Raw genomic sequence first — 22025 nt, 5'->3', positions numbered from 1 at the left:
TGGCGGTGTGAAATCAGGCAGTCAGACGGCTCGCGTCTTGCGCGATAACCAGTTCTTCGTTGGTTGGGATAACCACCGCAGGACGGGTACCTTCTTTGTTGATGAAACCAGATTTGCCGAAACGCGCGGCCAGGTTACGTTCGTGGTCAACGTCAAAGCCCAGAACGCCCAGTTTGCCCAGGGACAGTTCACGAACCATCGCGGCGTTTTCACCGATACCACCGGTGAAGACGACGGCATCCAGACGACCGTCCATCAGTGCAGTGTAAGAACCGATGTATTTCGCCAGACGGTGACAGTAAACGTCCATTGCACGTTTAGCGTCTTCTTTGGTCTCGTAGTTGTCTTCAACGTAGCGGCAGTCGCTGGTGACTTCGGTCAGGCCCAGTAGGCCAGACTCTTTGGTCAGCATTTTGTTGATTTGGTCAACGCTCATGCCCAGGGTGTCGTGCAGATGGAAGATGATCGCCGGGTCGATGTCACCGGAACGCGTACCCATCACCAGACCTTCCAGCGGGGTCAGACCCATGGAGGTATCAACACATTTACCGTTACGGATAGCAGACACAGAACCACCGTTGCCCAGGTGGCAAGTGATGATGTTCAGTTCATCAACCGGTTTGTTCAGCATTTTTGCCGCTTCTTGAGTGACGAAGAAGTGGCTGGTGCCGTGTGCGCCATAGCGACGAACACCGTGCTCTCTGTACAGGCTGTACGGCAGAGCGTAGAGGTAAGATTCTTCCGGCATAGTCTGATGGAACGCGGTGTCAAACACGGCCACGTTTTTGTCTTTCAGATTAGGGAAAGATTTCAGCGCTTCTGCAATACCGATCAGGTGAGCCGGGTTGTGCAGCGGTGCGAAAGAGGCAGAATCTTTGATGCCCTGAATAACGGAATCATCGATAACCACGGAGCTGGTATACTTCTCGCCGCCGTGTACGATACGGTGACCAATCGCAGTCAATTGCGCGGACAATTCCGGTTTTTGTGCCAGAATAGTGTTAACGATGAAGTTCAGCGCTTCACTGTGAGCGGCGCCTGCACCTAAAGCCGCTTCTTGTTTACCGCCGTCCATTTTCCACTTGATACGTGCTTCTGGAAGATGGAAACATTCGGCTAAACCAGAAAGGTATTCTTCACCGTTTACTGCATCGATGATGGCAAATTTCAGTGAGGAGCTACCGCAGTTCAGAACCAGTACTAACTTACTCGACATGGAAGTACCTATTTATGGATACGTGGCTAAAAAAACGTCATGGAGCCAAAGAGCGTAGCGCATGATGACACCGACGTTTATGATTAACATCATGCGCCGTTGTCTTTTTGGGCATGATGGAATAAATACCTTTGAGTCTATGTCATTTTGCGTATTTTTCAGCCAATGGCATACTGTATGCCAATTTGACGACTCAATGATTTTGGACTAAAGGCCTTACAGGCCGACACAGGATACCTGATTGTGGGTATCGAAGACAAAATGTTTTGAACGATGTCCTTTGCAGTTGTTGTTTTGCACAAATTTTTTAAATTTTATATGTGAAGTTGAGGTAACCGCCATGTCGACACCGGATAATCGCTCCGTAAATTTTTTCAGTTTGTTTCGCCGGGGGCAGCACTACGCTAAGACGTGGCCGATGGAAAAGCGCCTGGCGCCCGTATTTGTTGAGAATCGCGTAATCCGTATGACGCGTTACGCGACCCGTTTTATGCCGCCGATTGCCGTCTTTACCCTGTGCTGGCAAATCGCGCTGGGTGGGCAACTGGGACCGGCCGTAGCGACCGCGCTGTTTGCGCTCAGCCTGCCGATGCAGGGCATGTGGTGGTTAGGTAAACGTTCCGTTACGCCGTTGCCGCCCTCGATTCTCAACTGGTTTTATGAAGTCCGGGGTAAATTACAAGAGGCCGGCCAGGCATTAGCTCCGGTGGAAGGGAAGCCTGATTATCAAGCGCTAGCTGACACGCTTAAGCGCGCCTTCAAACAACTGGATAAAACTTTTCTCGATGATTTGTAATTGACCCCTGATTACGCATATAAAAGAAGGCATAAGATGCCTTCTTTTTTTTCATCGCAGCAGTAGTGATACAGGAGTCCCAAATGGAAATGACCAACGCTCAACGTCTCATTTTATCTAACCAGTACAAAATGATGACTATGCTCGATCCAACCAACGCCGAGCGTTATCGTCGTTTACAGACGATTATTGAACGCGGTTATGGCTTGCAGATGCGCGAGCTCGATCGTGAGTTTGGTGAGCTGACGGAAGAAACCTGCCGCACCATTATCGATATCATGGAGATGTATCACGCATTACACGTTTCCTGGACTAACCTTAAAGACGCCCAGTCCATTGATGAGCGCCGCGTCACATTTTTGGGTTTTGATGCCGCAACGGAAGCGCGCTTCCTCGGATACGTGCGTTTTATGGTCAATGTGGAAGGGCGTTATACCCACTTTGATGCCGGTACGCATGGCTTTAACGCCCAGACGCCGATGTGGGAAAAATATCAGCGTATGTTGAGTGTCTGGCATTCTTGCCCGCGTCAGTACCACCTGAGCGCGAATGAAATTAACCAAATCATTAATGCCTGAGGGGGCGAGCGTGCAGTGCAAAGGCTTTCTGTTTGATCTGGATGGTACGCTGGTCGATTCCTTACCTGCGGTAGAACGTGCATGGTGCAACTGGGCCGATCGTTTTGGGCTTGACCACGATGAGGTGCTGGGCTTTATTCACGGTAAGCAGGCGATTACCTCCTTGCGACACTTTATGGTGGGTAAGTCAGAGGCAGATATTGCCGCAGAATTTACGCGCCTGGAGCAAATAGAGGCAACGGAGACCGCAGGCATCACCGCACTGCCAGGAGCGGTGGATTTACTCAATCACCTCAATAAAGCCGGTATCCCCTGGGCGATCGTCACGTCGGGATCCATGCCGGTGGCGCGGGCGCGCCATCGTGTTGCGGGTCTGCCTGCTCCGGAAGTGTTTGTCACTGCCGAGCGGGTAAAAAGAGGTAAGCCAGAGCCTGACGCCTATCTGTTAGGCGCGCAACTGCTGGGTCTTGCGCCGCGTGAATGTGCCGTTGTTGAGGATGCGCCAGCCGGGGTGCTCTCTGGTCTGGCGGCAGGGTGTCATGTCATCGCTGTGAACGCGCCGGCGGATACGCCGCGTCTGGATGAGGTCGATTTTGCGCTGACCAGTCTGGAGCATATTTCCGTGACTAAACAACCCAACGGAAATGTGGTCGTTGTAAGAAATACCTGAACATGATTTAGCCCCAGATTGTTGGGGCTTTTTTATGGCAGAATCGGTCCATCCCTCTCATTTAACAAGGATATGTTGTGAACGGTGAATTGATCTGGGTTCTCTCATTGCTGGCAGTTGCCGTGGTCTTGTTTGCGACGGGCAGAGTGCGTATGGATGCGGTCGCTTTGCTGGTCATTATTGCTTTTGTTTTGAGTGGAACGCTGAGCATTTCTGAGGCCTTCTCCGGTTTCAGCGATCCTAACGTTATTTTGATAGCCGCTCTGTTTATTATTGGCGACGGCCTGGTGCGCACCGGGGTGGCGACCGTGATGGGGGCCTGGCTGGTGAAGGTCGCCGGCAGCAGCGAGGTTAAAATGCTGGTGCTGCTGATGATAACCGTCGCCGGACTCGGCGCGTTCATGAGTTCTACCGGCGTTGTCGCTATCTTTATCCCGGTTGTCTTAAGCGTCTCCATGCGCATGCAAACCTCACCTTCACGCTTGATGATGCCGCTCAGCTTTGCCGGATTGATCAGCGGCATGATGACGCTGGTGGCAACGCCGCCTAACCTGGTCGTCAACAGTGAACTCCTGCGCGAAGGGCTTAACGGTTTCAGCTTCTTTAGCGTGACGCCGCTGGGTCTGGTGGTGCTGGTGCTCGGCATTATTTATATGCTGCTGATGCGCTTTATGCTGAAGGGCGATGATGCCGGTCAGCAGGGCGATGTCTGGAAGCGCCGGACTTTTCGCGATTTGATCAAAGAATATCGCCTTACTGGACGTGCGCGCCGACTGGCTATTCGCCCCGGCTCACCGATGATTGGTCAACGTCTGGACGATTTAAAACTGCGTGAACGCTACGGGGCGAACGTCATTGGCGTTGAGCGCTGGCGTCGTTTTCGCCGCGTCATTGTTGACGTAAACGGTGTTTCTGAGTTTCGTGCCCGTGATGTTTTGTTGATCGATATGTCTTCAGCCGATGTCGACCTGCGCGAATTTTGTAGCGAGCAGTTGTTGGAGCCGATGGTGCTGCGCGGCGAATATTTCTCCGAGCAGGCGTTGGATGTGGGTATGGCGGAAATTTCGCTGATCCCGGAATCGGAATTGATCGGTAAAACGGTGCGGGAGATTGGATTTCGTACCCGCTATGGACTTAACGTTGTCGGATTAAAGCGTGATGGCGCGGCGCTAGCCGGGGCGGTCGTCAATGAGCCGCTGCTGATGGGCGATATTATTCTGGTCGTGGGTAACTGGAAACTGATCACCGCGTTGGGGAAAAAGGGACGCGATTTTGTGGTGTTGAATATGCCCGTTGAGGTCAGTGAAGCGTCTCCGGCGCACAGCCAGGCACCGCATGCGATTTTCTGCCTGGTCCTGATGGTTGCCCTGATGCTGACCGATGAAATCCCCAATACGGTTGCTGCGATTATCGCCTGCCTGCTGATGGGTAAATTCCGCTGTATTGACGCAGAAAGTGCGTATAAAGCCATTCACTGGCCGAGCATTATTTTAATTGTCGGAATGATGCCTTTTGCGCTGGCCCTGCAAAAAACCGGTGGCGTCGATCTGGTAGTGAAAGGCCTGATGGACGTGGGTGGGGGATACGGGCCGTACATGATGCTGGGCTGTCTGTTCGTACTGTGCGCCACCATCGGGTTATTTATTTCGAATACCGCGACGGCGGTGTTGATGGCGCCGATTGCACTGGCGGCAGCGAAGTCGATGGGCGTTTCACCGTATCCTTTTGCGATGGTCATTGCGATGGCGGCATCTGCAGCCTTTATGACGCCGGTATCGTCACCGGTTAACACGCTGGTACTGGGACCGGGTAACTACAGCTTCAGCGACTTCGTGAAGATTGGCGTGCCGTTTACACTGATTGTCATGGTGGTCTGTATTGTGATGATCCCGATGCTGTTTCCGTTCTAATGCTTCCCTGGTGTCGTTTCGCGGGTCTTGTAGGCCTGATAAGCGTAGCGCCATCAGGCATGATGCCGGATGGCGACGTAAACGTCTTATCCGGCCTACAAAGGCAACGTCGCCGCAAATTTACAATGGCGAGTCCTGGCTAATTTCATCCAGCGAGAGATGGAAACTCGGTACAAATACGTCTAAGAAATAGTCCATCTCTTCACTGCGACGCGATTCCAGCGTTTTTTCCAGCCGCGTTTTCGCAAGCATAAACTCATTATTTCCGGCTGAAAGTTCCTCAAGGCACTTCAGATAGGCGCAAAGCGCATCGGCCTGTTTAACAATCGCGCGCTCTTCTTCGCTGCTGGCGTGTTCATCAATTAACGGCGCAAAAATATCGCGCAGTTCATCGGGTACCATGTCGACCAGTTTCTGCTGGGCAATTTTCTCAATGGCTTTATATTCCTGGGCGATTTGCGAGTTAAAGTATTTCACCGGGGTCGGGAGGTCACCGGTCAGCACTTCGGAGGCATCGTGGTACATCGCCAGCAGGGCAATGCGTTCCGCGTTAACCTGACCGCCGAACTTGCGGTTCTTGATTGCCGCCAGCGCATGCGCAACCATCGCGACTTGCAGACTGTGTTCAGATACGTTTTCGGTGCGCACGTTGCGCATCAGCGGCCAGCGGTTAATGAGTTTCAGACGGGAGAGGTGGGCAAAAAAATGGCTCTGCTTCATAACGACCCTTATATGATGGCAACCTAAGAGTCATTTTGCGCAGAGAAGGCTGTCAGATGCAAATACTCGTCATAATTCAAGTTGCATGCGCGTTGGCTTTCCTCATTCACCCCAGTCACTTACTTTTGTAAGCTTCTGGGGATTCATTGCGTCGCCGCCTTCCTGCAACTCGAATTATTTAGAGTATTATGGTTGCTGATTTTCGACTTACAGCTGGTGATAGCCAGACAGGAAGCGCTCAAATTTGCTTAGCGACATTTCGATATCGTCAATACGCGGCAGCGTCACGATACGGAAGTGATCCGGCCACGGCCAGTTGAAGGCTGTGCCCTGCACCAGCAGCACTTTTTCCTGTAACAGGAAGTCGAGAACCATTTTCTGGTCGTCATGAATATTGAAGCGTTTGGCGTCAATTTTCGGGAACATGTACAGTGCGCCGCGCGGCTTCACGCAAGAAACGCCGGGAATGTCGTTGAGTAATTCCCAGGCACGGTTGCGCTGTTCATACAGACGTCCGCCAGGCATGATGAATTCGCTAATGCTTTGGTATCCGCCCAGTGCGGTTTGAATAGCATGCTGTGCTGGAACGTTGGCGCATAAACGCATAGACGCTAGCATTTCCAGACCTTCAATATACCCTTTCGCGTGTTTCTTCGGTCCGTTCAGTACCATCCAGCCCTGACGGAAACCCGCAACACGGTACGTTTTTGACAGGCCGTTGAAGGTGATAGTCAGCAGGTCTGGTGCCAGCGGGGCAATAGAATGGTGCTCTGCGTCATCATAAAGAATTTTGTCGTAAATCTCGTCAGCAAAGATAATGAGATTATGCTGACGTGCAATTTCAACAATCTCCAGCAGAAGCTCTTTAGAATAGACTGCGCCGGTAGGGTTGTTGGGGTTGATAATAACAATCCCACGCGTGCGAGGGGTAATTTTGGCGCGAATATCGTCGAGGTCCGGGAACCAGTCAGAGGATTCATCACACAGGTAGTGCACAGCCTTACCGCTGGAAAGCGATACCGCCGCCGTCCACAGCGGATAGTCAGGCGCAGGTACCAGCATTTCGTCCCCGCTGTTCAGCAATGCCTGCATCGCCTGCACGATCAATTCGGAAACACCGTTGCCGATATAAATGTCTTCCACGGTAACATCGCGCATCCCACGTGCCTGATAATGCTGCATGATGGCTTTGCGGGCGGAATAAAGGCCTTTTGAGTCACAATACCCTTGCGCGGTAGGCAAATTACGGATCACATCAACCAGAATTTCATCCGGTGCTTCAAACCCGAATGGCGCTGGGTTGCCGATGTTCAGTTTCAGAACCTTATTGCCTTCTTCTTCCAGACGCTTTGCTTCTTTCAGAACCGGGCCACGAATGTCATAACAGACATTTTCTAATTTGCTGGATTTTTCAATAGGGGACATGAATCTTGACCTTTTAGCTGTGAATGCCACTCCCTGCCGTGGAAGTCAGCACAGAACAATGTACTCTTCCAACGGTGCATTTTGAAGGGTCTTTAGCAGAAGATTTTGATGAACTATGCAGTTATAATCAACCGTTAATGGCTGTTAAATCATTATAATTTAGAGTTTTATTCTTATTAATATATATTTCGTAGTTATCTGTTTTGATGTGATGCCAGTGTTGTGGTCGTTTATCTGGTAAGAAATAGTTATGTATCGGGCACGAAAGCAATCGTTCTCTGGGGTGAAAAGAAGAATTCGGAAATACGGAACACTTATCTCCACTGCCTGTTATCGGCATGATCGGTCAGCGCTGCAGTGTGAATCTATTGTTAAGCATAATTAATGAATGATGGAAGTTTTAATTAATTATTATTTAATATTTAAACAGCGCTCATTGAATGCGTTAATAATACGAAAATGGATAGTCTGACATAACGCCTTTTCGCATCAGATTATTCACGATAACACTTATAAATATAGTGGTTTTGGGTTAAGATAAGTCCCATGAAATGGTGTGTAGCGTATGTTCTTTGATAATTCTAATGCTGACACGTTGACCATAACATACTGAAAAATTAGATTTTAATGTGTAAATTGACGTCCATAAACTATTTTTTCATATTTACAAAATTTACATGTTTTCCATTAGTAAGAATCTGCCTGTAGCTAAAAAATGGCGCTTTCTCTTTGCTATATTCTGATGAGCCATGCGGCGCATTATATAGCGAAGTAAGAGGGTTGTTTCAGTTGTTACATCTAATACATCCTTATTTTCACTTAGTTACACTAAGTGAAACTACGAGGCAGGCACATTACAAATGGAATTTTTGTTTCTGAATGCACAGCATTAACCCGGAATGACCCGCGAGTAAGTGAAAATTTATGATAAATGCAAATCGTCCGATAATTAACCTCGATCTCGATCTGCTGAGAACGTTTGTTGCTGTTGCCGATCTGAATACTTTCGCGGCTGCGGCTGCTGCGGTATGTCGCACTCAGTCTGCGGTGAGCCAGCAAATGCAACGCCTCGAGCAACTTGTCGGGAAAGAGTTGTTCGCGCGCCATGGACGTAACAAACTGCTGACGGAACATGGTATCCAGCTGTTGGGTTACGCCAGAAAAATTCTGCGCTTCAATGATGAGGCTTGCTCATCATTAATGTTCAATAATCTTCAGGGTGTGTTAACTATTGGCGCCTCTGATGAATCCGCCGATACGATACTGCCGTTTTTGCTCAACCGCATCAGTTCGGTTTATCCGAAGCTTGCGCTGGATGTGAGGGTCAAGCGTAACGCCTTTATGGTGGATATGCTGAAGTCACAGGAAGTGGATTTGGTGGTGACCACCAACCGCCCTGGGGATTTCGAGTGCCTGAATCTGCGTACCTCTCCGACGCACTGGTATTGTGCGGCTGAATACATCCTGCAAAAAGGGGAACCGGTGCCGCTGGTCCTGCTGGACGATCCCAGCCCGTTTCGCGATATCGTGCTGTCTACGCTAAATGCTGCGCAGATCCCGTGGCGTTTGGCCTATGTGGCGTCAACATTGCCTGCGGTTCGCGCTGCAGTAAAAGCAGGATTGGGCGTCACTGCCCGTCCGGTAGAAATGATGAGTCCGGACTTGCGCGTGTTAGGTGCGGTGGATGGTTTGCCACCGTTGCCAGAAACCGAATACCTGCTGTGCTGCGATACCAGCACGCAAAACGAGTTAGCTCAGGTTATCTTTAAGTCGATGCAAACGTACCAAAACCCATGGCAATACAATCAGTTTACCCCTGAAGGGGGAGATGATTCGCTGATCGTTGAAGGTGACTTTGAGTAATGCGTCACAAATAATCGTTTTAAAATGTAAGTGCAAAAAAGAGCCACTAAAGATGAAATAACTTCCAGTGGCTCTTTTTTTATACAAAACAGGCAGTCTATGGCCCGTTTGTAAATGAAAAGTGAATAAAATCAGTAGGTAAAAGATTTTTGATTAAATTGAGCAAAAAACAAACAAAAGAAGGGCCTATTATTTTCATGTTAAAAAACTAGAGAAATTGTTGCTGTTTTTTATGATGGATTAACAAAAGCGTGTCACAGATCAAGAAAATACTCACATTTAGGGGGAGGCATCTGCACGAATTCCTGTCAAAATAGAGGTGTATTATCTTTTTTACTTCACTACGGACACGATTCAACAACATTAAAATTGGCTAATGACAGGACTGAAATGAGTCTAAATAGCACTTTATGTTAATGATACTGAATTGGTGTAAAATAATGTGAGGAAACTTTTGTTAAAGTTGACAAAAGGTTATAGAAAGGAGTAAAAAACCCCATCAATTGGCTGTATAAATGGTTTTCTACAGTGATTGTAAGGTTTTTTTTATTCCTCCCCATGAATCGATGTGGCGTTCATCTGCCGTAAAGAGCAGAGAATTTGGCGCTACTTTTGATGAGTAAGCAATGAGTATGTCAACATCCACTGAAATCATCGCTCATCACTGGGCATTCGCTATCTTTCTTATTGTTGCCATTGGCCTGTGCTGCCTGATGCTCGTCGGCGGCTGGTTTTTAGGGGGTCGCGCGCGCGCGAGATCTAAAAACGTGCCGTTTGAATCAGGTATCGACTCGGTCGGCACCGCCCGCTTGCGCCTGTCTGCCAAGTTTTACCTGGTAGCCATGTTCTTCGTTATCTTCGACGTTGAAGCGCTGTATCTTTTTGCATGGTCAACATCTATCCGTGAAAGCGGCTGGATTGGCTTTGTGGAAGCTGCAATTTTTATTTTTGTGTTACTGGCAGGTCTGGTTTATCTGGTGCGTATTGGCGCGCTGGACTGGACGCCCGCGCGTTCACGCCGCGAGCGTATGAACCCGGAAACGAACAGTATCGCTAATCGTCAACGCTAACCGCGAGGCATTAAGATGGATTATACGCTCACCCGCATAGATCCTAACGGTGAGAACGACCGTTACCCCCTGCAAAAACAGGAGATCGTAACCGACCCCCTGGAACAAGAAGTTAACAAAAACGTGTTCATGGGCAAACTGCATGACATGGTTAACTGGGGCCGTAAAAACTCAATTTGGCCATACAACTTTGGCCTTTCCTGCTGCTACGTTGAGATGGTGACCTCGTTCACCGCCGTGCATGACGTGGCCCGTTTTGGCGCAGAAGTTCTGCGTGCCTCTCCGCGTCAGGCCGACCTGATGGTCGTGGCCGGCACCTGCTTTACCAAAATGGCCCCGGTTATTCAGCGCCTCTACGATCAGATGCTGGAACCAAAATGGGTTATTTCCATGGGCGCATGTGCCAACTCGGGCGGTATGTACGATATTTACTCCGTTGTGCAGGGCGTTGATAAGTTTATTCCGGTTGATGTGTACATCCCGGGATGCCCGCCGCGTCCGGAAGCCTACATGCAGGCACTGATGCTGCTGCAAGACTCCATTGGCAAAGAACGTCGTCCACTCTCATGGGTGGTTGGCGATCAGGGCGTTTATCGCGCCAATATGCAGTCAGAGCGTGAGCGTAAGCGCGGCGAACGTATTGCTGTAACGAATCTTCGCACACCGGACGAGATTTAATTTGCGCCTGTCGGCCTGGGGATTACCTTCGCATATCACTATTCAAATAGCGCGAAGCCAGGCTTAACAGTCACCACGAACCATTTGCAATGGTGAACAATATGACCGACTTAACCGCGCAAGACGCTGCCTGGCAAACACGGGATCATCTCGATGACCCGGTCATTGGCGAACTGCGCAACCGTTTTGGGCCGGATGCCTTTACCGTTCAGGCGACTCGCACCGGGGTACCCGTTGTTTGGGTCAAGCGTGAACAACTCCTGGAAGTGGGTGATTTCTTAAAGAGATTGCCGAAACCTTACGTCATGCTGTTTGACTTACACGGCATGGACGAACGTCTGCGTACGCACCGCGAAGGGTTACCTGCCGCGGATTTTTCTGTTTTCTATCATCTGATCTCCATTGAACGCAATCGCGATATCATGCTCAAGGTGGCATTGTCTGAAAACGATCTGCGCGTGCCGACGTTCACCAAACTGTTCCCGAACGCCAACTGGTATGAGCGTGAAACCTGGGAAATGTTTGGTATTGATATCGAAGGCCACCCGCACCTGACGCGTCTTCTGATGCCGCATACCTGGGAAGGCCATCCGCTGCGCAAAGATTACCCGGCGCGTGCGACCGAATTCGATCCGTTTGAGCTGACCAAAGCCAAGCAGGATCTGGAAATGGAGTCACTGACCTTCAAACCTGAAGACTGGGGCATGCAGCGTGGTACCGAAAACGAGGACTTTATGTTCCTCAACCTCGGTCCGAACCACCCGTCTTCTCACGGTGCATTCCGTATTGTTCTTCAGCTTGACGGCGAAGAGATCGTCGACTGCGTGCCTGACATCGGCTACCACCATCGTGGCGCCGAAAAGATGGGTGAACGTCAGTCCTGGCACAGCTACATTCCGTACACCGACCGTATCGAATATCTCGGCGGCTGCGTGAACGAAATGCCGTACGTGCTGGCGGTAGAAAAGCTGGCGGGCATTACCGTACCGGATCGCGTCAACGTGATCCGCGTTATGCTTTCTGAACTTTTCCGTATCAACAGCCACCTGCTGTATATCTCCACGTTCATTCAGGACGTCGGCGCGATGACCCCCGTGTTCTTCGCCTTTACCGACCGTCAGAAAATCTATGACGTGGTAGAAGCGATCACCGGTTTCCGTATGCACCCGGCCTGGTTCCGTATCGGTGGCGTTGCACACGACCTGCCGCGCGGTTGGGACAAGCTGCTGCGTGATTTCCTCGACTGGATGCCGAAGCGTCTGGATTCCTACGAGAAAGCTGCGCTGCGCAACACCATCCTGAAAGGCCGTTCGCAGGGTGTTGCCGCTTACGGTAAGAAAGAAGCGCTGGACTGGGGTTGTACCGGTGCTGCGCTGCGTGCAACCGGTATTGATTTCGACGTGCGTAAGTCACGTCCGTACTCTGGCTATGAAAACTTCGACTTCGAAATCCCGGTGGGCGGTGGTGTTTCCGACTGCTACACCCGCGTGATGCTGAAAGTTGAAGAGCTGCGCCAGAGCCTGCGCATCCTTGAGCAGTGCCTCAACAACATGCCGGAAGGCCCGTTCAAAGCGGATCACCCGCTGACCACGCCGCCGCCGAAAGAGCGCACGCTACAGCATATCGAAACCCTGATCACCCACTTCCTGCAAGTGTCGTGGGGCCCGGTAATGCCGGCGCAGGAATCCTTCCAGATGGTGGAAGCGACCAAGGGTATCAACAGTTACTACCTGACCAGCGATGGCAGCACCATGAGTTACCGTACTCGTATCCGTACACCGAGCTATGCGCATTTGCAGCAGATCCCGGTAGCGGTACGTGGCAGCCTGGTGTCCGACCTTATCGTCCATCTGGGTAGTATCGATTTTGTTATGTCAGATGTGGACCGCTAATTATGCACGAGAATCAACAACCACAAACCGAGGCTTTTGAGCTGAGTGCGGCTGAGCGTGAAGCGATTGAGCACGAGAAGCACCACTACGAAGACCCGCGTGCGGCGTCCATTGAAGCGCTGAAAATCGTTCAGAAACAGCGTGGCTGGGTGCCGGATGGGGCGATCTATGCGATCGCTGATGTGCTGGGTATCCCGGCAAGCGACGTTGAAGGTGTTGCCACGTTTTACAGCCAGATCTTCCGCCAGCCGGTCGGTCGCCACGTGATCCGCTACTGCGACAGCGTGGTGTGCCATATCAACGGCTATCAAGGGATCCAGGCGGCACTTGAGAAAAAACTCAACATCAAGCCGGGGCAGACGACCTTTGACGGTCGCTTTACGTTGCTGCCGACCTGTTGCCTGGGGAACTGCGACAAGGGGCCGAACATGATGATCGATGAAGATACGCATGCTCACCTGACTCCGGAAGGCATTCCCGAACTGCTGGAGCGGTATAAATGAAAGACATTATCCGTACTCCCGAAACGCATCCGCTGACCTGGCGTCTGCGCGATGACAACCAGCCAATATGGCTGGATGAATACCGTAGCAAAAACGGTTATGAAGGTGCGCGTAAGGCCCTGACCGGGCTGTCACCGGACGAAATCGTTAATCAGGTGAAAGACGCTGGCCTGAAAGGGCGCGGCGGCGCAGGCTTTTCCACGGGTCTGAAGTGGAGCCTGATGCCGAAAGACGAATCCATGAACATCCGTTACCTGCTGTGTAACGCCGATGAAATGGAGCCGGGCACCTATAAAGACCGTCTGTTGATGGAACAGCTGCCACACCTGCTGGTGGAAGGCATGCTGATCTCCGCGTTTGCGCTGAAAGCGTACCGCGGTTACATCTTCCTGCGCGGTGAATACATTGAAGCGGCGGTGAATCTGCGTCGCGCCATTGCTGAAGCGACCGAAGCGGGTCTGCTTGGCAAAAATATCATGGGCACCGGTTTCGACTTCGAACTGTTTGTGCACACCGGGGCAGGGCGCTACATCTGCGGTGAAGAAACCGCCCTGATCAACTCCCTCGAAGGTCGTCGTGCTAACCCGCGCTCCAAGCCGCCGTTCCCGGCAAGCTCTGGCGCATGGGGTAAGCCGACCTGCGTGAACAACGTCGAAACTCTGTGTAACGTACCGGCTATCCTCGCCAACGGCGTGGAGTGGTACCAGAATATTTCGAAGAGCAAAGACGCAGGCACCAAGCTGATGGGCTTCTCCGGTCGTGTGAAGAATCCGGGACTGTGGGAACTGCCGTTTGGGACCACCGCGCGTGAAATCCTCGAAGATTACGCGGGCGGCATGCGTGATGGCCTGAAGTTCAAAGCCTGGCAGCCGGGCGGTGCGGGGACAGACTTCCTGACCGAAGCGCACCTTGACCTGCCGATGGAGTTCGAAAGCATCGGTAAAGCGGGTAGCCGTCTGGGTACGGCGCTGGCGATGGCGGTCGATCACGAGATTGGCATGGTGCCGCTGGTGCGTAACCTCGAAGAGTTCTTTGCCCGCGAGTCCTGCGGCTGGTGTACGCCGTGCCGTGATGGTTTGCCGTGGAGCGTAAAAATTCTGCGTGCGCTGGAGCGTGGCGAAGGCCAGCCTGGGGATATCGAGACACTTGAGCAACTGTGTCGTTTCCTCGGTCCGGGTAAAACCTTCTGTGCACACGCACCGGGTGCGGTCGAACCGCTGCAGAGCGCCATTAAATATTTCCGCGAAGAATTCGAAGCTGGCATCAAGCACACCTTCAGCAATACCCATGCGATTGGTGGTATTCAGCCGAACCTGTTGAAAGAGCGCTGGTAAACGTTTTACGCGAAAGCATTCAAGATGCGTCAAGGCGGCAACCGAGAGAATCCCTGAGCTTACTAAAGTAAGTGACTGGGGTGAACGAGAGAAGCCAACGCCGAGGCAGCTTGAAGGATAAAGCGGAAAAGAAATTCGATTAACGCTTGGTCACTGACTAAGCCAACTGGAAGCATGCTGACTATGGCTACGATTCATGTAGACGGCAAAGAATATGAGGTCAACGGCGCGGACAACCTGCTAGAAGCTTGTCTGTCCCTCGGCCTTGATATTCCGTACTTTTGCTGGCACCCGGCGCTGGGAAGCGTCGGTGCTTGCCGCCAGTGTGCGGTGAAGCAATATCAAAACGCGGAAGATACGCGTGGTCGCCTGGTGATGTCTTGTATGACACCGGCCACCGAAGGCACCTTTATTTCTATCGATGACGAAGAAGCGAAACAGTTCCGTGAAAGCGTGGTGGAATGGTTGATGACTAACCACCCACACGACTGTCCGGTCTGCGAAGAGGGCGGTAACTGCCACCTGCAGGATATGACCGTGATGACGGGTCATAGCTTCCGTCGCTACCGCTTTACCAAGCGTACCCACCGCAACCAGGACCTGGGGCCGTTCATCTCTCACGAAATGAACCGCTGCATCGCCTGCTATCGCTGCGTTCGCTACTACAAAGATTACGCTGACGGCGCGGATCTGGGCGTCTATGGCGCACATGACAACGTCTACTTCGGTCGCCCGGAAGACGGCGTGCTGGAAAGCGAATTCTCCGGTAACCTGGTAGAAATCTGCCCGACCGGCGTGTTCACCGATAAAACGCACTCCGAGCGTTATAACCGTAAATGGGACATGCAGTTTGCGCCAAGCATCTGCCAGCAGTGTTCCATTGGCTGTAACACCAGCCCGGGTGAGCGTTACGGTGAACTGCGTCGTATCGAAAACCGTTATAACGGTACCGTTAACCACTACTTCCTCTGCGACCGTGGTCGTTTTGGCTATGGTTACGTGAACCTGAAAGACCGTCCGCGTCAGCCGGTTCAGCGTCGTGGCGACGATCTGATCACCCTCAACGCCGAGCAGGCGATGCAGGGCGCGGCTGACATTCTGCGTCAGTCGAAGAAAGTGATCGGCATCGGCTCCCCGCGCGCCAGCGTTGAAAGCAACTTTGCGTTGCGTGAACTGGTGGGTGCGGAAAACTTCTATACCGGTATCGCTCAAGGCGAACTGGAACGTCTGCAACTGGCGCTGAGCGTGCTGCGTGACGGCGGTATTCATACCCCGGCACTGCGCGAGATTGAATCTTACGATGCGGTTCTGGTGCTGGGCGAAGATGTTACCCAGACCGGCGCACGCGTTGCGCTAGCTGTACGTCAGGCGGTGAAAGGTAAAGCACGCGAAATGGCAGCAGCGCAGAAAGTGGCTGACTGGCAGATTGCCGCGATCCTTAACATCGGCCAACGTGCCAAGCATCCGCTGTTCGTGACCAACGTGGATAACACCCGTCTGGATGATATCGCAGCATGGACCTACCGTGCTCCGGTTGAAGATCAGGCGCGTTTAGGTTTCGCCATTGCCCATGCGCTGGATAACACCGCTCCGGCCGTTGACGGTATTGACCGTGACCTGCAGAACAAAATCGACGTCATCGTTCAGGCCCTGGCTGGCGCGAAGAAACCGCTGATTATCTCTGGTACCAACGCCGGTAGCGCTGAAGTGATTCAGGCCGCTGCCAACGTGGCGAAGGCGCTGAAAGGTCGTGGCGCAGACGTCGGCATCACCATGATTGCCCGCTCTGTTAACAGCATGGGCCTCGGCATGATTGGCGGCGGTTCACTTGATGATGCGCTGACCGAACTGGAAACAGGTCGTGCTGATGCCGTGGTTGTACTGGAAAATGACCTGCATCGCCATGCGTCTGCCACTCGCGTTAACGCTGCGCTGGCGAAAGCACCGCTGGTACTGGTCGTTGACCATCAGCGTACCGCGATTATGGACAATGCCCATCTGGTCCTTTCTGCAGCAAGTTTTGCCGAAAGCGACGGTACGGTTATCAATAACGAAGGCCGCGCACAGCGTTTCTTCCAGGTATATGACCCAAGCTACTACGACAGCAACATTGTGATGCTGGAAAGCTGGCGCTGGCTGCACTCGCTACACAGCACCGTGCAGAGCCGTGAAGTGGACTGGACGCAGCTCGATCACGTCATCGACGCCGCCGTAGCCGCGTTGCCGCAGTTGGCTGGCATTAAAGATGCCGCGCCGGACGCGAGCTTCCGTATTCGTGGGCAGAAACTGGCACGTGAGCCGCATCGTTACAGTGGTCGTACCGCCATGCGTGCCAACATTAGCGTGCATGAACCGCGTCAACCGCAGGACAAAGACACTATGTTTGCCTTCTCGATGGAAGGGAACAACCAGCCGTCAGCGCCGCGTTCACAAATTCCGTTTGCCTGGGCACCAGGCTGGAACTCACCACAAGCGTGGAACAAGTTCCAGGATGAAGTGGGCGGCAAACTGCGCCATGGCGATCCGGGCGTGCGTCTGATTGAAGCCTCCGAAGGCGGTCTGGACTACTTCACTACCGTTCCGGCGAGCTTCCAGGCGCAGGATGGTCAATGGCGTATCGCGCCGTACTATCATCTGTTTGGTAGCGACGAAATGTCCCAGCGCGCGCCGGTTATCCAGACCCGCATGCCGCAGCCGTACATTAAACTCAACCCGGCTGATGCCGAGAAGTTGGGCGTCAATGCGGGTACGCGCGTTTCCTTTAGCTACGATGGCAACACGGTCACATTACCGGTTGAAATCGCAGAAGGGTTGACGGCGGGGCAGGTTGGTTTGCCGATGGGTATGCCGGGTATCGCGCCGGTTCTGGCTGGTGCGCGTCTTGAGGATCTGCAGGAGGCACAACAATGAGTTGGATTACACCCGATCTGATTGAGATCCTGCTGAGCATTCTCAAAGCGGTGGTGATCCTGCTGGTGGTGGTCACCTGCGGGGCATTCATGAGCTTTGGCGAACGTCGTCTGCTGGGTCTGTTCCAGAACCGTTATGGACCGAACCGTGTAGGCTGGGGCGGTTCGCTCCAGCTGGTCGCGGACATGATCAAGATGTTCTTTAAAGAAGACTGGATCCCGAAATTCTCGGATCGCGTCATCTTTACGCTGGCACCGATGATCGCCTTCACTTCGCTGCTGCTGGCCTTCGCCATTGTGCCGGTCAGCCCGAACTGGGTGGTCGCTGACCTTAACATCGGGATCTTGTTCTTCCTGATGATGGCCGGTCTGGCGGTGTACGCGGTGCTGTTTGCCGGTTGGTCGAGCAACAACAAATACTCGCTGCTCGGCGCAATGCGTGCGTCTGCGCAGACCCTGAGCTATGAAGTGTTCCTCGGACTTTCCCTGATGGGCGTGGTGGCGCAGGCCGGTTCATTTAACATGACCGACATCGTCAATAACCAGGCTGATATCTGGAACGTTATTCCGCAATTCTTTGGTTTTGTCACCTTTGCTATCGCGGGCGTCGCGGTCTGTCACCGTCACCCGTTTGACCAGCCGGAAGCCGAGCAGGAACTGGCCGATGGTTACCACATTGAATATTCCGGGATGAAATTCGGCCTGTTCTTCGTGGGGGAGTACATCGGTATCGTCACCATTTCTGCGCTGATGGTTACCCTGTTCTTCGGTGGCTGGCATGGTCCGTTCTTACCGCCATTCGTCTGGTTCGCGCTGAAAACCGCGTTCTTTATGATGATGTTCATTTTGATTCGTGCGTCGTTACCGCGTCCTCGTTATGACCAGGTAATGTCCTTCGGCTGGAAAGTTTGTCTGCCGCTGACGCTCGTCAATTTGCTGGTAACGGCGGCTGTCATTCTGTGGCAGGCGCAATAAGGGACACAAAGACCATGACCTTAAAAGAATTACTTGTAGGCGCAGGCACCCAGCTTCGTAGTATCTGGATGATCGGCCTGCATGCGTTCGCCAAACGCGAAACGCAGATGTACCCGGAAGAGCCGGTCTATCTACCGCCCCGTTTTCGTGGTCGTATCGTACTGACACGCGACCCGGACGGCGAAGAGCGCTGCGTTGCCTGTAACCTGTGTGCGGTAGCCTGTCCGGTCGGCTGTATCTCTCTGCAAAAAGCAGAGACTAAAGATGGTCGCTGGTATCCGGAGTTTTTCCGCATCAACTTCTCACGCTGCATTTTCTGCGGTATGTGCGAAGAAGCCTGTCCGACAACGGCTATTCAGCTTACTCCAGATTTCGAACTGGGTGAGTATAAGCGCCAGGATCTGGTTTACGAGAAAGAGGATCTGCTGATCTCCGGTCCGGGTAAATATCCGGAATATAACTTCTACCGGATGGCAGGTATGGCAATCGACGGCAAAGATAAGGGCGAAGCAGAGAACGAAGCCAAGCCTATCGACGTCAAGAGCCTGTTACCGTAAGGAGAGGGGCAATGGAGTTCGCTTTTTATATCTGTGGCCTGATAGCCATTCTCGCAACCTTGCGGGTCATCACTCACACCAATCCGGTACACGCACTGCTGTACCTGATTATTTCGCTGCTGGCGATTTCTGGGGTGTTTTTCTCGCTGGGCGCTTACTTTGCCGGTGCGCTGGAAATTATCGTGTACGCGGGCGCCATTATGGTGCTGTTCGTGTTCGTGGTCATGATGCTCAACCTGGGCGGTGCTGAAATCGAACAGGAACGTCAGTGGCTGAGACCGCAGGTGTGGATTGGTCCGGCGATTCTGTCGGCCATCATGCTGGCGGTGATTGTCTACGCGATTCTTGGCGTTAACGATCAGGGCATCGACGGGACACCAATTAGCGCGAAAGCGGTCGGTATCTCGCTGTTCGGACCTTATGTCCTGGCGGTTGAGCTGGCGTCAATGCTGCTGCTGGCGGGTCTGGTTGTGGCCTTCCACGTCGGTCGCGAAGAGCGTTCTGGCGAAGTGCTGAGCAACCGCACGGATGACCGCGCGAAAAGAAAAACGGAGGAGCACGCATGATCCCCTTACAACATGGACTGATCCTCGCGGCTGTCTTATTCGTACTGGGCTTAACCGGTCTGGTTATCCGCCGCAATCTGCTGTTTATGCTGATTGGGCTGGAAATCATGATTAACGCCTCTGCGCTGGCCTTTGTGGTCGCCGGAAGCTACTGGGGCCAGACCGATGGTCAGGTGATGTACATTCTCGCCATCAGCCTTGCGGCTGCGGAAGCGAGCATTGGACTTGCGCTGTTGCTGCAACTTCATCGCCGCCGCCAGAACCTGAACATCGATTCAGTAAGTGAGATGCGTGGATGAACATGCTTGCCTTAACCATTATTCTGCCATTTCTTGGCTTTGTATTACTGGCGTTCTCTCGTGGTCGTTGGTCAGAAAATCTGTCCGCTACCGTGGGCGTCGGGTCGATTGGCCTGGCGGCGCTGGTCACTGCATTTATTGGCGTCGATTTCTTCGCTAACGGTAAACAGGCATTTAGCGTTCCGCTGTGGACGTGGATGTCTGTTGGCGACTTTAACATCGGTTTTAATCTGGTGCTGGACGGCTTGTCGCTGACCATGCTCTCAGTAGTAACCGGCGTTGGTTTCCTGATTCACATGTTCGCTTCCTGGTACATGCGCGGGGAAGAGGGGTACTCCCGTTTCTTCGCCTATACCAACCTGTTTATCGCCAGCATGGTGATTCTGGTACTGGCGGATAACCTGCTGCTGATGTATCTCGGCTGGGAAGGCGTGGGCCTGTGCTCCTATCTGCTGATCGGTTTCTACTATACCGATCCGAAGAATGGCGCAGCGGCAATGAAAGCCTTCGTGGTAACCCGTGTCGGCGACGTATTTCTGGCGTTCGCGCTGTTCATTCTCTACAACGAGCTGGGCACGCTGAACTTCCGCGAAATGGTTGAACTGGCACCGGCGCACTTTGCCGCGGGCAATGACATGCTGATGTGGGCAACCCTGATGCTGCTGGGCGGTGCGGTCGGTAAATCGGCGCAGTTGCCGTTGCAGACGTGGCTTGCTGATGCGATGGCTGGCCCAACGCCTGTCTCCGCGCTGATCCACGCCGCAACGATGGTTACTGCCGGTGTCTACCTGATTGCGCGTACCCACGGCCTGTTCCTGCTGACGCCGGAAATCCTGCATCTGGTGGGGATTATCGGGGCGATCACGCTGGTTCTGGCAGGCTTCGCCGCACTGGTACAAACCGACATCAAACGCGTTCTCGCGTATTCCACCATGAGCCAGATTGGCTACATGTTCCTGGCGCTTGGCGTTCAGGCCTGGGATGCGGCGATTTTCCACCTGATGACGCACGCCTTCTTTAAAGCGCTGTTGTTCCTGGCATCGGGTTCGGTGATCTTGGCCTGCCACCACGAACAGAACATCTTCAAAATGGGTGGCTTGCGTAAGTCAATCCCACTGGTTTATCTCAGCTTCCTGGTTGGCGGCGCGGCGTTGTCGGCTTTGCCGCTGATTACCGCAGGCTTCTTCAGTAAGGATGAGATTCTGGCCGGTGCGATGGCGAACGGTCATATCAATCTGATGGTGGCAGGTCTGGTCGGTGCGTTTATGACCTCTCTGTACACCTTCCGTATGATTTTCATCGTGTTCCACGGTAAAGAACAAATTCACGCGCACGCAGGGAAGGGGATTACCCACCATCTGCCGCTGATTGTGCTGATGATCCTGTCCACCTTCGTTGGCGCGCTGATTGTGCCTCCGTTGCATGGCGTGCTTCCGGCAACCACCGAGCTGCCGCATGGTAGCGTGATGACGCTGGAAATTACCTCTGGCATCGTCGCGATTGCGGGGATCCTGATTGCAGCATGGCTGTGGCTGGGTAAACGTACGCTTGTGACCTCGATTGCCAACAGTGCGCCGGGCCGTCTGCTGGGCACCTGGTGGTATAACGCCTGGGGCTTTGACTGGCTGTACGACAAAGTGTTCGTCAAGCCGTTCCTTGGCGTTGCCTGGCTGCTGAAACGCGACCCGATGAACGCAATGATGAACATTCCGGCGATCCTCTCCCGCTTTGCAGGCAAAGGTCTGCTGCTCAGTGAGAACGGGTATCTGCGCTGGTATGTCGCGTCAATGAGCATCGGTGCGGTTGTCGTGCTGGCACTGCTGATGGTACTGCGTTGAGTTTGTTGGCCGGATGAACGACTGCCGGATGGCGCTGTGCTTATCCGGCCTACAAACCCAAAAATAATTTTTAGAATTCGTTGAAAATCTGTTCCTGAAGTACAGGCGTCATCGGCGAAGTCAGACCGAATACCGCCAGCGCAGAGCAACCGGAGCGTACTGAAGTACGTGAGGATTGCGAGCACTGCCGGGATTTGGGCTGACGAGTGAGATAGCCTGAGCAGGA

The 22025-nt window shown here is 52.8% G+C and carries 19 protein-coding genes; 16 read left to right on the top strand and 3 right to left on the bottom strand.

What is annotated here, in order from left to right; genetic code table 11:
- Positions 1–13 precede the first annotated feature (13 nt).
- Complete coding sequence (gene ackA / locus M2374_RS06055) at positions 14–1216, bottom strand: acetate kinase (protein WP_115257905.1); 1203 nt, start codon at positions 1214–1216, stop codon at positions 14–16.
- A gap of 340 nt (positions 1217–1556) precedes the next feature.
- Between ackA and yfbV the strand changes: the two genes are divergently transcribed.
- The 4 genes from yfbV (at position 1557) to M2374_RS06035 (ending at position 5170) form a co-directional block, all read left to right on the top strand.
- Complete coding sequence (gene yfbV / locus M2374_RS06050; protein WP_045445597.1) at positions 1557–2012, top strand: terminus macrodomain insulation protein YfbV; 456 nt, start codon at positions 1557–1559, stop codon at positions 2010–2012.
- 83 nt (positions 2013–2095) lie between these two features.
- Entirely contained in the window at positions 2096–2590 is a 495-nt protein-coding gene (locus M2374_RS06045; RefSeq protein ID WP_096756365.1) for a YfbU family protein, read from the top strand.
- Positions 2583–3260, top strand: coding sequence for a sugar phosphatase (locus M2374_RS06040; protein ID WP_117343406.1), 678 nt, complete (start codon positions 2583–2585; stop codon positions 3258–3260). The genes M2374_RS06045 and M2374_RS06040 overlap by 8 nt, the downstream gene beginning before the upstream one ends.
- 77 nt (positions 3261–3337) lie before the next feature.
- A complete protein-coding gene (locus M2374_RS06035) occupies positions 3338–5170 on the top strand; it encodes an SLC13 family permease (protein WP_135911680.1) in 1833 nt (610 codons plus the stop codon).
- 120 nt (positions 5171–5290) lie between these two features.
- On the opposite strand, the gene yfbR is transcribed toward M2374_RS06035, so the two are convergent.
- Both yfbR and alaA read right to left on the bottom strand, forming a co-directional pair.
- On the bottom strand, positions 5291–5890 hold the full coding sequence (yfbR, locus tag M2374_RS06030) for a 5'-deoxynucleotidase (protein WP_181688914.1): 600 nt from the start codon (positions 5888–5890) through the stop codon (positions 5291–5293).
- Between the two features lie 207 nt (positions 5891–6097).
- Positions 6098–7315 carry an alanine transaminase AlaA gene (alaA, locus tag M2374_RS06025; protein WP_096756369.1) on the bottom strand — a complete coding sequence of 406 codons (1218 nt, stop codon included), beginning with the start codon at positions 7313–7315 and terminating at the stop codon, positions 6098–6100.
- Positions 7316–8239: 924 nt separating this feature from the next.
- Between alaA and lrhA the strand changes: the two genes are divergently transcribed.
- The 12 genes from lrhA to nuoL all read left to right on the top strand — a co-directional run bounded on the left by lrhA (position 8240) and on the right by nuoL (position 21799).
- On the top strand, positions 8240–9178 hold the full coding sequence (gene lrhA, locus M2374_RS06020) for a transcriptional regulator LrhA (RefSeq protein WP_117343408.1): 939 nt from the start codon (positions 8240–8242) through the stop codon (positions 9176–9178).
- Positions 9179–9804: 626 nt separating this feature from the next.
- The gene (gene nuoA, locus M2374_RS06015; RefSeq protein ID WP_003028077.1) at positions 9805–10248 is read left to right on the top strand and encodes an NADH-quinone oxidoreductase subunit NuoA; all 444 of its coding nucleotides are present in this window, start codon (positions 9805–9807) and stop codon (positions 10246–10248) included.
- A gap of 15 nt (positions 10249–10263) precedes the next feature.
- Positions 10264–10926, top strand: a complete 663-nt coding sequence (gene nuoB / locus M2374_RS06010; RefSeq protein WP_003028075.1) for an NADH-quinone oxidoreductase subunit NuoB — start codon at positions 10264–10266, stop codon at positions 10924–10926.
- An 89-nt stretch (positions 10927–11015) separates the two neighbouring features.
- Positions 11016–12818, top strand: coding sequence for an NADH-quinone oxidoreductase subunit C/D (gene nuoC / locus M2374_RS06005; protein ID WP_096756372.1), 1803 nt, complete (start codon positions 11016–11018; stop codon positions 12816–12818).
- Positions 12819–12820: 2 nt separating this feature from the next.
- A complete protein-coding gene (nuoE, locus tag M2374_RS06000) occupies positions 12821–13321 on the top strand; it encodes an NADH-quinone oxidoreductase subunit NuoE (RefSeq protein ID WP_003028069.1) in 501 nt (166 codons plus the stop codon).
- The gene (nuoF, locus tag M2374_RS05995; RefSeq protein ID WP_181688915.1) at positions 13318–14655 is read left to right on the top strand and encodes an NADH-quinone oxidoreductase subunit NuoF; all 1338 of its coding nucleotides are present in this window, start codon (positions 13318–13320) and stop codon (positions 14653–14655) included. The genes nuoE and nuoF overlap by 4 nt, the downstream gene beginning before the upstream one ends.
- A 183-nt stretch (positions 14656–14838) precedes the next feature.
- The gene (gene nuoG, locus M2374_RS05990) at positions 14839–17565 is read left to right on the top strand and encodes an NADH-quinone oxidoreductase subunit NuoG (RefSeq protein WP_117343484.1); all 2727 of its coding nucleotides are present in this window, start codon (positions 14839–14841) and stop codon (positions 17563–17565) included.
- A complete protein-coding gene (gene nuoH, locus M2374_RS05985; protein ID WP_003028063.1) occupies positions 17562–18539 on the top strand; it encodes an NADH-quinone oxidoreductase subunit NuoH in 978 nt (325 codons plus the stop codon). Before nuoG ends, nuoH begins: the two co-directional genes overlap by 4 nt.
- Positions 18540–18553: 14 nt before the next feature.
- Entirely contained in the window at positions 18554–19096 is a 543-nt protein-coding gene (nuoI, locus tag M2374_RS05980) for an NADH-quinone oxidoreductase subunit NuoI (protein ID WP_096756374.1), read from the top strand.
- An 11-nt stretch (positions 19097–19107) separates the two neighbouring features.
- A complete protein-coding gene (gene nuoJ, locus M2374_RS05975; RefSeq protein ID WP_096756375.1) occupies positions 19108–19662 on the top strand; it encodes an NADH-quinone oxidoreductase subunit J in 555 nt (184 codons plus the stop codon).
- Positions 19659–19961 carry an NADH-quinone oxidoreductase subunit NuoK gene (nuoK, locus tag M2374_RS05970; RefSeq protein WP_006683663.1) on the top strand — a complete coding sequence of 101 codons (303 nt, stop codon included), beginning with the start codon at positions 19659–19661 and terminating at the stop codon, positions 19959–19961. Before nuoJ ends, nuoK begins: the two co-directional genes overlap by 4 nt.
- Positions 19958–21799 (top strand): NADH-quinone oxidoreductase subunit L, encoded by a 1842-nt coding sequence (gene nuoL / locus M2374_RS05965; protein ID WP_096756376.1) that lies wholly within the window; start codon positions 19958–19960, stop codon positions 21797–21799. Before nuoK ends, nuoL begins: the two co-directional genes overlap by 4 nt.
- Positions 21800–22025: the final 226 nt, after the last annotated feature.

The organism is Citrobacter sp. JUb117, assembly GCF_024809055.1.
GTDB lineage: Bacteria > Pseudomonadota > Gammaproteobacteria > Enterobacterales > Enterobacteriaceae > Citrobacter > Citrobacter gillenii.
Note: the sequence above shows the minus strand (reverse complement) of the source record. Positions and strands in the feature narration are given on the sequence as shown.